Source organism: Halorussus marinus (assembly GCF_004521895.1).
Taxonomy (GTDB): domain Archaea; phylum Halobacteriota; class Halobacteria; order Halobacteriales; family Haladaptataceae; genus Halorussus; species Halorussus marinus.
Genome location: NZ_SBIR01000018.1, coordinates 39,369 through 54,328, shown reverse-complemented (window position 1 = coordinate 54,328; position 14,960 = coordinate 39,369). Strand labels below are relative to the sequence as shown.

Below are 14,960 nucleotides of genomic sequence, written 5' to 3'. Positions count from 1 at the left end.
TCTTCAAAGAGCTAAAACGCCGAACGAAACAGTTCGCCAATCATTTTCGCCACGCGACTCACCGCTCTGCCGAAAATTGGTTGCAGACCTTCGCCTTCGCATGGAATCAGCTAATCTGAACAATGCCCGAAGCCGAAACGGGGACTCGGACGACGGGAGGGCGTGGTCGCGGGATCGGGGACCGGTCCCCCGAGTCGGAGTTAGTTCGAGTCGACGCTGTCCCGCACCGAGACGAACGCCGCGCCGTCGGTCTCGAACCGGGTGATCTCGCCGGCGAAGCGGTAGGCGTCCTTGCCGCCGACGACTCGTCCGGAGACCGTCCCGTCGGCGATCTCGTCGAAGGCGTTGATCGATCCGTGCTCGGGGTCTTTGGCGACGTCGCCGTCCACCTCGAACTCGTAAGTCGTCACCTGATTTGGCGAGCTCGAGCCGTCTATGACTACCAAATTCGGGAGTGCGCCATCGGTCGAGGGGTCAGCCTGGAGCGAGGATGGCTCGACTTGGCTACCGTTTTTGTATACCGTCGCGTTACCGTCGAGGCTGAACTCGGTGACTTTACCGGCGTACTCGTAGCTGTCGGTGCCGCCGCCGACGATACCCTCGACATCGCTGCTGTCAATGGTGTCCTCGTCGTCGATGCTGGCGTCGCGCGCGGTGCTCTTCTCGATCGTGTCGGTAACGGTAAAGCGGTAGGAGGTAGACCCCGAACCGTCGCCGGAGATGCTGAGTGTGTTCGGTAGATCGGCCGTCTCAGTTTGCGACTCCGTCTGCGTGCTCTCCTGTGAGGTCGAAGAACCATCAGTGTGTTCCCAGACCCGCACCCAATCGACTTCCATCGTGTCGCCCCACTGCTCGCTGAAATCGGGCTCGCCGGTCTTGCCAACGTGGATGTTCAGCATCATATAGAACGGGGCGCCGGTCCGCATCGACTCCATCGCTGTGGCATTGGTGTGAGTGCCGACACGATTGCCGTCGACGTACATCTCGATGCGGTCTTCGAACCACGCACAGCCGTAGACGTGCCAGTTCGTGGTCGAGTCGATACCGTCGTACGCCATCGTGTCGGAGGCGTGGTTACCGCTCATCCCGCCACTGGTGTCGTAGTGGATATTGTGGCTCGATCGGTTCGGATTGTTGCCGAGCATCTCGAAGAAGTCGATCTCGGGCGGCCAGTTCGGCGTCGGCGCGTTCGACTTCGCCCAAAACGCCGGAAGAAGTCCATGACGGTCGGGGGTGCGGATTTTGGCCTCCCAGTAGGAGCCAGGACCGTAGTAGTGCTTGTTCTTGGTGTGGACGGATCCGGCGTAGACAGAATCGGGACCGCCATTGTGAGTCACCGCCAGTTGTAGCTTCTCGTTTTCGACCTGGACGTTGTCTTCGGAGATGCGCTCGTAGGAGGCGGAAGTATCCATTCCCCAACCGAAGCCGATACCCCACTTGTCGGTGTCGAGCGAGCCGGCCTCGAACTGGTCCTCGAAGGCCAGTTCCCAGTCGTCGGAGTTCGCGGGGCCGCCCTCGTCGGCCGTGGCCGAGGAGGCACCGAGACCGAGTGCGGCGACGCTCGCGCCTGCCAGCCGCATGTACTCGCGGCGGCCGAGGAGCTTCGAGTCGTTCTCGCGGTTGTCGGGGGCGGTCGTTTCGGGGGAGCGTTCGCGTGCAGTATCGTCGCGTGCCATGCAATTTTCAATGGTTAACCGGTCATTGATATAGCTTCCGGAAATCTTCAATGACAGGTCTAGGATTTAAGTGTAAGCTATCGGGGGCGCGCTCAATCGGAAACGGGACGTTGACCGTTTCGTCCCGTTGCAACGGTCCGGTAAGGTCACATTACCCGCCGGAGACCGCCGATAACGACCGTTCGTTGAACCGCGGCCGTCCGCGTTACTCCGGGACTAGGCGTCCGTCAACGTGTCGCAGGGAAGTCGGCCGCGCCACCCGTCTGCGGTTGGGAAACGGACCGTTACCCGGACGTCGGGACCGCGCGCGCTCACTTACCGATCACAACGTGCGGTTGAACCCGAGAAACCCGGAGTTTAGAGATCGCAGTTCCGGCCTACTAATTCAATAGCCCGCAATCAATTTAACTAAGGCCGTGGTTAGTCGAGTCGTATGCGTCGGTCAGAGAACCTACCTAACGCGACACAGCAGCGCGGCGACGACCAGCCCCCGTCCGAGCGGCGACCCCCGAACGACGCCGAGGCGGACCGCGGTTCGAGCCGACGGCGGTTCCTCCGACTCTCCGGTGGGAGTCTCGCCGCGGTTGGTCTCGGAACGACGGCGGCGCTCGGCGCTCAGGACACCGAGGGCGGCCCGCCCAACCCCGACGCGTGGTCGCCGGCCTTCGAGGACACGTTCGATGCGGAATCGCTCGACGAATCGGCCTGGAGCGTCGGCTGGGGATGGGGCGACGAGTCGACCGCCAGCGACGCCACGATCGTTCCCGAAAACGTAAGCGTCGACGGCACCGGCCTCCGCCTCCGAGGCACCCACGACGGCGACTCGGTGTTGACCGGCGGGGTCAACACCAGAGGCAACGTCGAGTTCGGTCCCGGCAGTTACGTCGAGGCCAAACTCCGATTCCCCAGTCGGGTCGGTTTCCACCCCGCGTTCTGGGGCCAGCCCGCGACCAACGACTGGCCGCCCGAACTCGACGTCGTCGAGTTGGCTCAGGACGGGAGCGGGCGCGACGACACCCACACGTCGCGTCACTTCATGCACTACTCGGTCTCGACGACCCCCGGCGACGACTCGACCAGCCAGCGGGTCAGTAAGTTACACCAGCCCGGCGACGACCTCACCCAGAACTTCCACATCTACGCCGCCGAGTGGCAGAACGACCGGATCACCTACTACGTCGACGGCCAAGAGATCAAAACCTGGACCGACAGCACGATACTCGAGTCGTTCCGGAAGGGCGCGCCCTTCTACCTCAAGTTGAACTTGAGCATCAACGTCGACGGCGACCTCAGCGAGTCGCTCGGTCGGGCCGACCGCTCCGAGCAGTGGGGCGAGACGTTCGACGCCGAGTGGGTGCGCGTCTGGCAGCAGTAGGCCCGTTCGGTCAGAACACCCGCTCTATTTCTGTTTGGCCGCGAGCCGATCACTCCCAGACTCGCGTCCAGTCGACGACGAACTGTTCGTCCCACTCCTCGTCGGTCGGCGCGGTTCCGATCTTGTTGACTTCGAGCGTACACATCAGGTAGAACGGCGCGCCCTTCGCCATCGCGTCCAGCACCGTCGGATCGGTCGTCACCATCGCCGGCTCGCCGTCGACGTAGTGGACGATCCGGTCGCGCCGCCAGTCGACCCCGTAGACGTGGAAGTTCTGGGTGAGGTCGTCGCCGGGCGTGTAGGACTTGCCCATCCCCTCGTAGGTCGACCTATCGCCGGGGTTCGTCGAAGTCGAGTAGTGGAGGTGGTGGTGAGAGTAGTGGGTGTCGGGGCGCCCGCCGCCCTTCTGGAACAGTTCGACGACGTCGATCTCGGGCGGCCAGGTCTCGTCGTTCGGTTTGGCCCAGAACGCCGGCAGAAATCCGTCCCGGTCGGGGAACTTGATCTTCGCCTCGAAGTACGAGCCGGGCTCGACGGTCACCTTGTTCTTGGTGTTCACCGACCCTGAGAGGATCTTGCCGCCCTCGTGGCTCGCTTCGAGCCTGAGCTGGCCGTCGGTCACCGTCACGTTCTCGGGCACCATCCGGGTCGGGCTCGTCCGGGTTCGGGTCCCCCACCCCCAGCCGGTCTCCCAGGTGTCGCTGTCGAGCGACCCGTCCTCGAAGCGGTCTTCGAGCGCGATCACCCTGTCGGCGCGGTTCGGCGGGCCGCCCTCCTGAACCGCTGTGGCGGTGTTTCGGCCGGCGCTCAGTCCGGTCACGGCGACGGCACCGCCGAGCAGTTTCACGTACGACCGACGGCTGGTGGTGCGGACGTCGTCGGAATCGGAACAGTCGCGTTCGGTGGAACGATCGGTCTCCTCGTGCGAATCGCTCGACCCCTCGACAGATGGCGAACCCCCTCCCTCCCGGTTTGTCTCCTCGTCAGGAAGCATCAGTGACCGCGTGTAGTCGCCGCTAGAACTTCAAAGCATCCTCCGAATTCATATATTACACACGATTTACTATATGTCTGCGTGACGGATATCTTGTACGTCGGTCGCGATCGCGACACGTTTTAGCTGGCCCGTCACTCGAGATACCCCATGTCCGAGAGTCGCCGTTCGACGTCGCGGTCGACCGCCTCGGCGGCGGGGTCGCCCTCGAAGTCGGAGTAGCGTTCCGTGCCGACCGGCTCGACGAACGGCAACGGGCGCCCGTCCATGCGCTCGCTCGCGGGAACGCCGAGGGTCGCGAGCACCGTGGGCGCGACGTCGAAGAGGTGGGCGTCGCCGACGCCGGCCGAGGCGTCGACGCCGGCGCCGGCGGCCGCGACGATTCCGTACCGCTTGTGGTTGTGCGACTGCCACGGCTCGCCGAACTCGTCGCCGAGCAACAGCGACGAGAGGTAGTGGTCGTAGTCGGCGGGCACGAGCACGACGTCGGCCGCGTCCTCGACGTACGGGCCGTCGAACACCGCCTCGCGGGGCAAGACGGCGTCGAACACCGCCTCGCCGTCGGGCGTCCGGACCTCGCGGAGCGCCTCGATCAGCGACTCCCTGACCGCGTCGTACTCCTCGGGCGCGACGACGCCCTCGGGCTCGCGGCCCGCCACGTTGAGCCGGATTCCGCACTCGATGCGCGAGCGCATGTATGCCGCCGACTCCGGGAACGACACCCGCTCGGTCCCGGCGCGAATCGCGTCGTCGGGCACGTATTCGAGCGCGAGGTCGTCGAGGCCGACCGCTTCGAGGGCGGCGCCGAGGCGCTGGCTCGTGAGTCCGACCCGAGCGGCGAGGTCGAGCGCGCGTTCGAGCGGGGACGGCGTTCGGTCGGCGTCGGCCTCGCCCCGCATGAGGTTGTTGCGCACCACCGACGACCACGAGGGGAGCGAGCCGCCGCCCCGGGTGGTCTCGGCGTACCCCCGGTTTCTGAGAAACTCGTTGACGCGGAACTCGTAGCCGTCGTACTCGCCGATGCCGTGGTCGCTGGCGACCACGACGGTGTCCGGATCGCACTCCTCGAGGATCGCGTCGATCTGTTCGTCGACCGCGGCGTACGCCGCCCGGATCGCCCCGTCGTCTTCGGGGAGTTCGTGAAACACGGTGTCGGTGTACTGGAACTCCACGAACCCGAACTCGGGGTCGAACCGGTCGGCGAGATACCGGAACGCTTCCCCCCGCATCCGGGCGGCCTCCCGGTAGCCGTCGATCGTCTCCCCGCGGTCGCGGTCCGAGAGCTCCCCGGGCGCGTAGACGCTGTACCCGCCGATCGCCGCCCGCACGTCTTCGAGGAGCCCCGCCGGGTGGCACTCGGGGTCCTCCGGGGCGGTGTAGCCCGGCACGAGCGCGCCGTCGAACTCGCGGGGCGGGTAGGTCACCGGGACGTTCACGACGACGCTCGACAGCCCCCGTCGATCGAGCACCTCCCAGAGGGCGTGTTCGCGGACGTGGCTGTGGTTGACGACGTCCCAGTCGTAGCCGTCGAACGTCAGGAAGTCGAACACGCCGTGCTTGCCGGGGTTGACCCCGGTGTACAGCGACGGCCACGCGCTCGGGGTCCACGGCGGAATCTGGGATTCGAGTCGGCCGGCGACGCCGTCCGCGAACAGTCGGTCGAGCGTCGGTGTCGCCCCGGCCTCGAACAGCGGATCGAGCACCGGGAAACACGCCGCGTCGATCCCGACGAGTAGCGTCCGCATCGACGTGGTCGCGGTCACGCGACGGCCTCCGTCGGCCGGCGATCGCGTCCGGCAGACCCGCACGCGCCCGTCGGGGTGACCGAACTCACTCGACTCGGGACGGGCGGCACCGACCGGGCGGCGCCGCTCGAAACTGCGTCCATCACGACACGACCACTACCCGAATAGAATAAAAGATACCGGCTGTCTGTGAACTCAGGGCGGCGTCGAGCGCCGGGCCGCCGAGAGTCCGACCGAGCCCGGTCGTCGCTCGACCGATCAGTAGGTCACGAACTCGTAGAGCTTCTTTGCGACCCACAGCAGTTTGCTCGATCGGACCTCGTAGTACGGGACCAGCTCGGGGTTGAACTTGCTCTTGTACCGGCCGAGGCGCTCGACCGCGGCGCGACCGAGGTCGTAGCGCTCGATCGAGTCCAGCTCCGGGTCCGTGAGTATGTCCTCGACGATCCGCCAGTGGAGGAGGCTGTTGACGCTCAGCCCGTCGTAGTCGGCGCGCATCCCGCCCTGCCAGAAGTAGGCGGTCTCTCCGGAGTAAAGCACCGAGACGCCGCCCAGAAACGACCCGTCGGGGCTCGCGGCGGTGTAGACGCGGGCGCGGTCGCCGAGCGCGGCCACGATCTCGCGAGTGTAGGCCCGCGGCGTGGGGAACTCCGCGCCCTGCTCGGCGAACCGCTCGCAGTAGTCGTCGTACACCCGAACCGCGTCGGCGGCGCCGCCGACAGTGACGTCGAGGTCGGTGTCTTCGAGCTTGCGTATCTCCGATCGGAGGTCGCGGGTGAACCCCTTGAGAACCGACTCGGCGTCGGTCTCGCGCAGGTCCAGCGCGTAGGTAAATCGCGGGACGACGTCGAACCCGTCGCGCAGGTACGGCCGGGGGTCGACGTACTCGGTGCTGAAGACCATCGCCACCAGCGTGAGCAGGCTCCCCTCGCGAAGCGTTTCGAGCAGTTGCTCGGTGAACGTCCGGTTGACGCGCTCGCGCTTTCGCTGTTTGGGGCTGTTCGACGCGACGATCGGCCCCATCCGGGAGAGACTGAACCCCGGGATCGGCGAGAGCACCGCCCGGACGCCGGCCAGTTCCCTGACGAACGCGGGGAGAAATCCGACCGGTTGTTCGCCGCGGTAGCCGACGTACAGCCGTAGCTCCCCCGTCGCGTACTCGTCTACGACCCGAAGCACCTCCGGTGAGTGAAACACTTCAGTTCCGGTCGCCGGCAGACTATTCTCCCACTCCCCGAGTGTGACTCTTCTCACGTTCATCGACACAGTAGCCGTCAGGCGTACCACTATCGTCAGTCTCTTAAACATTTGGCCGGCCTCGCCGGAGCGAGACCATCCCGTCGCCCGATTCGCCGACGCGCCGAACGTACCGCCAGCGCTACCGATACCGGAAGCGAGACGGCAGTTCGTCCGGACGAGACGGGGGCGGTCAGAGGACTCGGCTCAGAACCCGAACACCGGGAGAAATCGGAAGGTGAGATACGCGCCGACGGTGGCGATCGCCGGGACGATGTTCTGCATCAACACGACCCGGGCGGTGGTCGCGGGCTTGAACAGGTCCCCGCCACTCGGGGCGCTCTCGGTGGGCTCCTCGCCGATCGGCGGTAGCTCCTCGCCCGGCTCGTCGCCGGCCAGCGCGTCGACGGTCACCGGCGGGGTCTGCTGGTCGCCGACGACCTCCGAGACCGTGACCGGACGGGTCGCCCGGCCCCAGCCGAGTCCCACGATCGACATCGTCGCGATGACGACGAAGCTCGCCGGGATCCCCAGCGCCGAGAGGAACACCACGAGCGTGGAGCTGACCCCGGCGACGACGATCGCGGCGGTCAGGGGCAGTTCGGTGATGTCGCTTCCCATCGTCTCCAGCGTCCGGCGGGCGATCGTGAACGCGCCGATCGCGACCGCGACCCCGCCGAAGATGATCGCGGGGTTCATCGCCAACTCGCCGCTACCGACCAGCGGCGCGACAGCGTTGGCGATGTTCGAGGTGCCGGAGCTGAACGCCATCAGACAGCCGATCGCGACGACCGTGATCGTCCCGATCAGCTCCCGGCGGTTCGTGGTCGGGTGGACCCGCGGGATCGGGACGACGCCCGACCGGTCGACTTCGAGGAGCGGCCCGGTGCTTCGCTCCATCGCGACCGCACGGTTGAGCCGCGCGTAGAAGTACCGGCCGATGATCAGCGACACCCAGAAGCCGATGATCGGCGAGACGACCCACCAGACGAGGATCTCGCCCATGACCGCCAGATCGAGGACGCCGCCCGCCAGCCCCAGCCCCGCGATCGCGCCGACCGCGGTCATCGACGTCGAGGCCGGCACCCCGAAGACGTTGCCCACGAGGAGCGCGATCCCGATGAAAAACAGCACCGTGATCGACGCTTCGAGCGTGAACACGGCCGGATCGACCACCAGTTCGGTCCCGAGTTTCGTCACGACGTTGCGGCCGATAGTCCACGCGCCGATGAAGAAAAACACGCCCATCAGCGCGGCCGCCCCGCTCTTCGAGATCGCGTCCGCGCCGACCGCCGGGCCGAACGCCGGTCCCGTCGTCGACCCGCCGATGTTGTAGGCCACGAACATCGAGACGAGGACGCCGACGACGAGCAGGAGTTCGACCATCAGCGGTCTCCGTCCGTGGCGTCGTCTTCGGCGTTCTCGGCGTCGTCTCCGTCGCCCAGTTGCTCTTCGAGGGTCTTCTCGACGGTCTCCTCGACGGTTTCGTCGACCGTTTCGGTGACCGTCTCCTCGACCGTCTCTTCGACAGTCTCCTCGACGGTCTCGCCGACAGTCTCTTCGACGGTTTCGCCGACCTGCTTTTCGACCGCGTCGCCGACTTTCTGCTCGACGGTTTCACCCACTTTCTGCTCGACGGTCTCGCCGACAGTCTCTTCGACGGTCTCCTCGACCGTCTCGCCCACCGTCGCTTCCACGGTCTCGCCGACGGTCTCCTCGACCGTCTCGCCGACCTGTTCTTCGACCGCGTCGCCGACCGTCTCGTCGACGGTCTTCTCCACCGTCTCGCCGACCTTCTCTTCGACCGTCTCGTCGACCGTCTCCTCGACGGTCTCTTTGACCGCGGTGGTCATCCAGTCGGGGTCGAATCGGGCCATCTTCCAGACGACGTGGATGACGTACGACAGGAGGACGCCGAACCCGAACGCGAGTCCGACGGCGTTGCCGGCCACGACGATCAGCCCGACCGAGATCGCGATCAACAGCCCGTAGGTGAGGTCGACGATCGAGTCGACCCGGCTCGGGTTCATCGCTCACCCGAACCTTCGGGGGACCGTTCGATCGCGTGAGCGAGCCGCTTCCTACCAAATATGCGAGAATACACGGATACTATTACAGAGTGGCTCTCGGTTCAAATACCTTGGCAAACGCGGCGGGTCTCGGCGCGTCGGCACCTATGGCTCGCGGATTCGCGGTGTCGACGCTACGACTCGGACCAGACGGTGAGCGTGGCGATCGCGAGCGACCCCGCGAGCCACGCGAGCAGGCCGACGACGCCGGCGGCCGACGAGACGGGGGCGCTCGACTCGACCCCCCCGACGACCGTCGAGAGTACGAGCCCGCGGAACGCGCTGTTCGGGCTGAGTGAGAGCGCCGCGCCGAGCGCCTCGTCGGGAACGACGCCTCCGGCGAGCCCCGCGACGATCCCGGCGTCGAGGCCGATCACCAGCGCCAGTCCGAGCGCGACCGCCAGCACGAGCCCGGTCCGGGTCGTGGTCGCGGCCGCCGAGATGGCGGTCGCCGTCGCCGCGAGCACCAGCGCGAACGCCGCCGAGAGGACGACGAACCGGAGGTACAGCACGGGCGAGTCCGCCGCGCCGTGGGACGCGATCACGGTCGTCCCGACGCCGCCGAACAGGGGCACGAGCGCGGCGACCGCGACCAGCGGGACCGCCACCGCGACGACCAGCGCCGACGCCCGGCCCAGATACACCCCGAGGACGTAGGTCGGCCGCGAGACGGGATACGTTCGGAGCACGTCGAGTTCGCCCCGCTCGCGGTCGCCGAGGATCGCCCGGTAGCCGACCGCCAGCGCGAGCGCCGGCACCAGCACCTCGACGGGCGTCAGCAGGTCGAGCACCAGCGGGACGTATCCGACCGCCTCGCCGGTCCACCCGAGGACGCCCACGATCGCGCCGAATCCGGCCGCGAGCGCGAGGAACGCCCGGGTCCGAGCCACCGTTGTCAGCTCCCGGCCCGCGACCGCGAACAACTGGTCGATCGACTGGCGGTTCATCGCTGGCCCCCGTCGGCGCTGGCGCTGATCGCGGGCGAGTCCCGGTCGTCGTCGGCGGCGGTGAGCGACAGGAACGCCTCGCGAAACGACTCCGCCCCGGTCCGGGCCGCGAAGTCGGCGGGCGAGCCGTCCGCGACCACGTCGCCGCGGTCGAGCAGGAGGACGGTGTCGGCGGTCTCGGCGCCGGCGAGGTTGTGGGTCGCCACCACCACCGCCATTCCGTCGTCGGCGAGGTCGCGCGCCACCTCGAAGATGTACTCGGTCATCCGGGGGTCGAGGTCGCCGGTCGGCTCGTCTAAGACGACGACCGACGGCTCGCCGAGGATCGCCTGCCCGATGCCGAGGAGTCGGCGCATCCCCCCCGAGAGGGCGTCGACTCGGCGGTCGGACGCCTCGCCGAGACCGACGCGATCGACGATCGCCGACACGTCGACCTCGCGGTCCAACAGGTCGGCGTAGAACTGCAGGGTCTCCTCGACCGTGAACGCCGACCGGAAGTCGGGGTTCTGCGGGAGGTAGCCCACGTCGCGACCGGATCGGTCGCCGGCGGTCAGCCTGACTCGACCGTCGTCGGGCGGCGTCAGGCCCAGAACCGCCCGGAGCAGGGTCGTCTTTCCGGACCCGTTCGGGCCGACGAGCGCCGTCACGCTCCCGGACGCGACCGAGAACGACAGGTCCGAGAACACGTCGACCTCGCCGAACGAGTGGCTCAGCCCCTCGACGTCGAGGACGGTCGCTCGGTCGCTCGACTCCTCGCTCTCTCGCTGGGTGGATGTGGCGTCTGTCATCGGTTTTCTCCAGTCTGGTTCGACCCGCGGGCCGCGGCGAGGCGGTCGGGAGCGACCGGTTGGGCCAGCGGCGCTTCGTCGACGACGCCCGTGGGTCTGAGCCCGGGGACGAGCCCCTGAAGGCCTCGAAGCGCCTTCAGCGCGGGTGATTCGGCCAGCGTCGACGCGCCGGCGACGTCGCCGACCCGGCTGTCGACCGGGCCGGTCGGGCGGAACGATCGGTCGAGGACGCCGTCGCCGTCGGCGTCGTCGCCGGGCGCGTTCGCCCAGTAGTTGCCCCGCCCGTCGACGGTCCACACTCGGAGCGGCCCGAGCGACGCCGAGACCGACCGACGGTTGTCCGCGAAGTCGTTCGCCGCGACCCGGTTGGTCGGGATCAGCGAGGCGGCCCGGAACCCGATGTCGTTGCCGACCACGGTGTTTTGCTCGTACATCGACGTGGTCGAGGGCGCTTCGAGGCCGTAGTGGTTGCCGACGACCGTGTTCCGGGCGACGTAGGACGCTCGACCGCCCACGTTGATCCCGGAGTAGCTGTCCCGGACGACGTTGCCGACGACGAGGTTAGCGGTCGGCCGAGTCATCACGATCACGCCCGTGCTGGCACCGGTGACGGTGTTGTCGGCGACCAGCGCGTCGGAGGTGTACATCTCGTGGACGCCGTACCGCATCCCGTCCTCGCCAACCATCCGGTTGTTCCGGACGACCGTCCCGTCTCCGAGGTGGGTGTAGACGCCGTCCCGGCCCCCGACGAACGTCGAGTTCTGGACGACGAGCCGCGAGTCCATCACCATGACGCCCATGAAGCCCTCTGACCACTCCTCGGTGCCGTTGACCCGCACGCCGTCGACGACCGCGTTGTCGCTCCACCGGGCGACGACGCCGTTCGCGGGCGTGTCGATCGAGACGTTCCGGACCACCGACCCGTTCGCCGAGTCGAGCGTGACGCCCGCGTCGCCGTAGCCGTAGCCGAGCTGGATGCGGTAGTCCCACTCGCCGGTCCGGTCGGTCGTGACGTCTTCGGGCGTGTGGGTGGCCCCGACGCCCGAGAGGCGCAGGTCCGCGACCGCCCCGCGGTCGGCGGTGACGGTCACGACGCTCCCCTCGCCGCCGCCCCGGAGGTGGGTGGCGTTGCCCGCGCCCCGGAGAGTCACCGGCTCGTCGATCGTGACGTTGGCGTCGTAGCGACCCGGCGGGACGAAGACGGTGGTGTTGGGCGGCGCCGCCTCGAGCGCCGCCGCGATCGTCGGGGCGTCGTCGCCGACGACGACCGAGACCGGCCGGTCGAGCGCCGCCGCGGCGTCGGCGACGCGCCGGTCGGCCCACTCGTGGTGGGCGATCACGTCGCGTTCGAACGCCGCGCTCGTCGCCGGCCCGGTACCGAACGACATCGACCGAACCGCGCTCCAGCGCCGGATCTCGCCGCCGTAGGACGCGACGAACGATTCGGCGGCGCCCCGCTCGGAGAACGGGACGACCGTCTCGCCGGCGGGGGTTCGCGCCTCGCTCCCGACGACGAAGTACGCCTCCTCGGCGGCGACCCACCCCACGTACGTCGACGGGCTATCGGGGACTCCGAGCAACCCCCGATCGTCGAGTGTCGGCTCTGCGGTAGCGTAGTCGCTCACGTACGCGGTGAGCGGGACCCCGAACTGGCGGTCGTGGCCCTCTCGGCCGAGTTCGTCCACCAGCGCGGTGACGCCGTTGTAACCGACGACGTACCGATACTGTGAGTAAAACACCTGCGCCCGGGGGATCTCGACGCCGCGTTCGCCCGCCTGTACCGTGGCGGCCGCCGTCATGCCCGTGGTGATGGTGTCCTCGAACGCGACCGGGTCGGGCCGGTCGCCGCCGGCGTCGACCGCGAACGACCCACTGCTCACCAGCAACACGGCGGCGATCACTGCGAGAACGGGTTTCGGATTCATCGCTACTGTGAGACCGGCGGGATGGTTCGGACCGCTCGTTGGCCGACCGTACGCGACGGCTACTCTTACGTCCTTTCATCGCGCTGTAGGCGTCCGAACGCCCGCGGCTACACGCCGAGCCACTCGTCGTTCCGGACCTCGTAGCCGTTCGCCCGGCAGAACTCCGCGGCCTGTCGGCGCACCGCCCGGGAGCCCGGAAGCGCTTCTTTCTCCCGGACTCGGTCGACGATCCAGTCGGCGATGGCCCGAATCCCCTCGTCGTCGTCCGCGTCGATCGCTTTCAGTTCCTCGAACGTCTTCTCGTAGGCGTCGCGCTGGGACCCGCCGAGCTCGACGTTCCGGAGCGTGTCGGCGGCCTCCGCGACCCGCTTCATCGCGGCCGCGACGGTCGGTCGCTGGACGCGCTTGCGCACCGCCGCCGGCGAATCGAACGTCTCGGCGTCGGCGTTGGCCACCAGTTCCGCGACCGCGACGCGACCGTCCGGGACCTCGATTTCGCGATCGCCGATCGTCGCGACTACCTCGGTGGCCGGGGCCGGGAACGAAACAGATTCGAGCTCCGCCTCGAGGTCGGTCAGCTCCTCGGCCTCGATCGGCGGCTCGGGTTCGTCGCCCCGCTCCAGTGTGGCTTCGAGCTCTCGCTCTCGCTGTCGTCGCTCCTCGTCGCGGGCCTGCTTGTCTCTGCCTTGCTTGTCGTCTGCCATCTATCCGCATACGCCGCGGAGTCGGATAACCCTGTGGTCGAGTCGTGCGGTCCCCGGGGGCCTCGTCGTCGGGGACGGCCCTCGCGCCGGCGGCGCTCGGGGCCGGCCCTTCACAAGATTATTTGAACCGGGCTGGGTGGACCGTGGTATGCGACTGCTCCAGATCGCCGTGCCCCTCGGCGAGCGCGACGCCGTCGAGCGGACGCTGTCGGACGCGGGGGTCGAGTACTTCCTCACCGACGAGACGTCGGGACGGGACTACGCGGCGCTCGCGTTCGTCCCGACCGACTCGGAGAACGTCGAGTCGCTGGTCGACGACCTCCGGGGGCTCGGCGTCCACCGGGACGGCTACGTCACGGTGAGCGAACTCGAAACCGTCGTCTCCGAGCGCTTCGAGCGCCGGAATCGTGCGAACGCGGCCGACGAGAGCGACATCGAGGAGACCAACGGCCGGATCGCCCGCGAGGAGCTCCGGGCCCGGGCGGCGGCGGTCGCGCCGGTGACGACCAACTACGTCGTGTTCACCGTGGTGAGCACGATCATCGCGACCGCGGGGCTGTTGATGGACAGCGCCGCGGTCGTCGTCGGATCGATGGTGATCGCCCCGCTGATCGGGCCGCCGATCGCCGCGAGCGTCGGGAGCATCCTCGACGACGCCGACCTGTTCCGAACGAGCGTCAAAGCCCAGTTCGCCGGCCTGCTGATCGCGGTCGCCAGCGCGGCGGTGTTCGCCGGGCTCCTCCGGGCGACGCTGGTGCCCCACGCCGACCTTCAGCTCATCGGGCAGGTCGCCGAGCGTGTCAACCCCGGCGCGCTCGCGCTCGTGGTCGCGGTCGGCGCCGGGGTTGCGGGCGCGATGTCGCTGACCGCCGCCACGAGCGTCGCGCTCGTCGGGGTCGCCATCGCGGTCGCGCTCATCCCGCCGGCGGCCACCGTCGGGCTGGGGATCGCCTACGGCGATCTGACCGCCGCGGTGAGCGCCGGACTGCTGGTGCTGATCAACGTCCTCTCGATCAACGTCGCGAGCCTCGCCACCCTCTGGTTGCAAGGGTATCGCCCCGAGCAGTGGCACGCCGAGGGGACCGCCCGGCGGGCCGTCGTCCGCCGGGCGGCGGTGTTGCTCGCGGTCGTGGTGGTGCTCTCGTCGGCGCTCGTCGTCACGTCGGTCAACGTCGCCGAGAACGCCGAGTTCGAGCGGTCGGTCACGGATCTGGCGTCGGAGACCGACGCCCGCGTCCTCTCGGTCGAGGTGTCCTACCGGACCGAACTCTTCTTCCGACACCCCGAGACGGTGACGGTCCGGACGGTCGGCGGGTCGGGCGGGTCGGCGACGGCGCTCGGCGACCGGATCGAAGCGAACACCGACCGGGAGGTGGCGGTGGTCGTGATCCGCGAGACCGGGGACGTCTCGGGCGTCGAGTCGTCTCGAGCCGTCTCGCCGATGGTACCGAGACCGTTCAAGTATGATTTCAATAATTTGTACTCGTAATATTAAGGAGGT

Annotated in this window: 12 protein-coding genes and 1 pseudogene; 3 read left to right on the top strand and 10 right to left on the bottom strand. The window is 68.0% G+C overall.

Going from position 1 to position 14,960, the window contains the following annotated elements:
- A pseudogene (locus EPL04_RS19270) lies at window positions 1–119 on the top strand (IS6 family transposase); the annotation flags it as partial.
- Window positions 120–200: 81 nt separating this feature from the next.
- Here EPL04_RS19270 and EPL04_RS18100 read toward each other — a convergent pair.
- Window positions 201–1,676, bottom strand: coding sequence for a glycoside hydrolase family 16 protein (locus tag EPL04_RS18100; RefSeq protein WP_134672583.1), 1,476 nt, complete (start codon window positions 1,674–1,676; stop codon window positions 201–203).
- A gap of 433 nt (window positions 1,677–2,109) precedes the next feature.
- Here EPL04_RS18100 and EPL04_RS18095 point away from each other — a divergent pair, with 433 nt between their 5' ends.
- On the top strand, window positions 2,110–3,051 hold the full coding sequence (locus EPL04_RS18095; protein WP_134672582.1) for a glycoside hydrolase family 16 protein: 942 nt from the start codon (window positions 2,110–2,112) through the stop codon (window positions 3,049–3,051).
- Window positions 3,052–3,100: 49 nt separating this feature from the next.
- Here the strand turns inward: EPL04_RS18095 and EPL04_RS18090 are convergent, their stop codons facing one another.
- From EPL04_RS18090 to EPL04_RS18050, 9 genes are all read right to left on the bottom strand, one after another.
- Window positions 3,101–3,898, bottom strand: coding sequence for a glycoside hydrolase family 16 protein (locus tag EPL04_RS18090; protein ID WP_167599520.1), 798 nt, complete (start codon window positions 3,896–3,898; stop codon window positions 3,101–3,103).
- A 281-nt stretch (window positions 3,899–4,179) separates the two neighbouring features.
- Complete coding sequence (locus tag EPL04_RS18085) at window positions 4,180–5,790, bottom strand: alkaline phosphatase family protein (protein ID WP_134672587.1); 1,611 nt, start codon at window positions 5,788–5,790, stop codon at window positions 4,180–4,182.
- Between the two features lie 258 nt (window positions 5,791–6,048).
- Complete coding sequence (locus EPL04_RS18080) at window positions 6,049–7,050, bottom strand: GNAT family N-acetyltransferase (RefSeq protein WP_134672580.1); 1,002 nt, start codon at window positions 7,048–7,050, stop codon at window positions 6,049–6,051.
- A gap of 183 nt (window positions 7,051–7,233) precedes the next feature.
- A complete protein-coding gene (locus EPL04_RS18075; RefSeq protein WP_134672579.1) occupies window positions 7,234–8,412 on the bottom strand; it encodes an inorganic phosphate transporter in 1,179 nt (392 codons plus the stop codon).
- The gene (locus EPL04_RS18070) at window positions 8,412–9,056 is read right to left on the bottom strand and encodes a hypothetical protein (RefSeq protein ID WP_134672578.1); all 645 of its coding nucleotides are present in this window, start codon (window positions 9,054–9,056) and stop codon (window positions 8,412–8,414) included. The genes EPL04_RS18075 and EPL04_RS18070 overlap by 1 nt, the downstream gene beginning before the upstream one ends.
- Before the next feature lie 173 nt (window positions 9,057–9,229).
- On the bottom strand, window positions 9,230–10,042 hold the full coding sequence (locus EPL04_RS18065) for an ABC transporter permease (protein WP_134672577.1): 813 nt from the start codon (window positions 10,040–10,042) through the stop codon (window positions 9,230–9,232).
- Window positions 10,039–10,830, bottom strand: a complete 792-nt coding sequence (locus tag EPL04_RS18060) for an ABC transporter ATP-binding protein (RefSeq protein WP_134672576.1) — start codon at window positions 10,828–10,830, stop codon at window positions 10,039–10,041. The genes EPL04_RS18065 and EPL04_RS18060 overlap by 4 nt, the downstream gene beginning before the upstream one ends.
- Entirely contained in the window at window positions 10,827–12,755 is a 1,929-nt protein-coding gene (locus EPL04_RS18055) for a NosD domain-containing protein (protein ID WP_134672575.1), read from the bottom strand. The genes EPL04_RS18060 and EPL04_RS18055 overlap by 4 nt, the downstream gene beginning before the upstream one ends.
- Window positions 12,756–12,862: 107 nt before the next feature.
- Window positions 12,863–13,459 carry a DUF5789 family protein gene (locus EPL04_RS18050; RefSeq protein WP_134672574.1) on the bottom strand — a complete coding sequence of 199 codons (597 nt, stop codon included), beginning with the start codon at window positions 13,457–13,459 and terminating at the stop codon, window positions 12,863–12,865.
- A gap of 148 nt (window positions 13,460–13,607) precedes the next feature.
- On the opposite strand from EPL04_RS18050, the gene EPL04_RS18045 reads away from it, so the two are divergent.
- Entirely contained in the window at window positions 13,608–14,948 is a 1,341-nt protein-coding gene (locus EPL04_RS18045; protein WP_134672573.1) for a TIGR00341 family protein, read from the top strand.
- The last annotated feature ends 12 nt before the right edge of the window (window positions 14,949–14,960 follow it).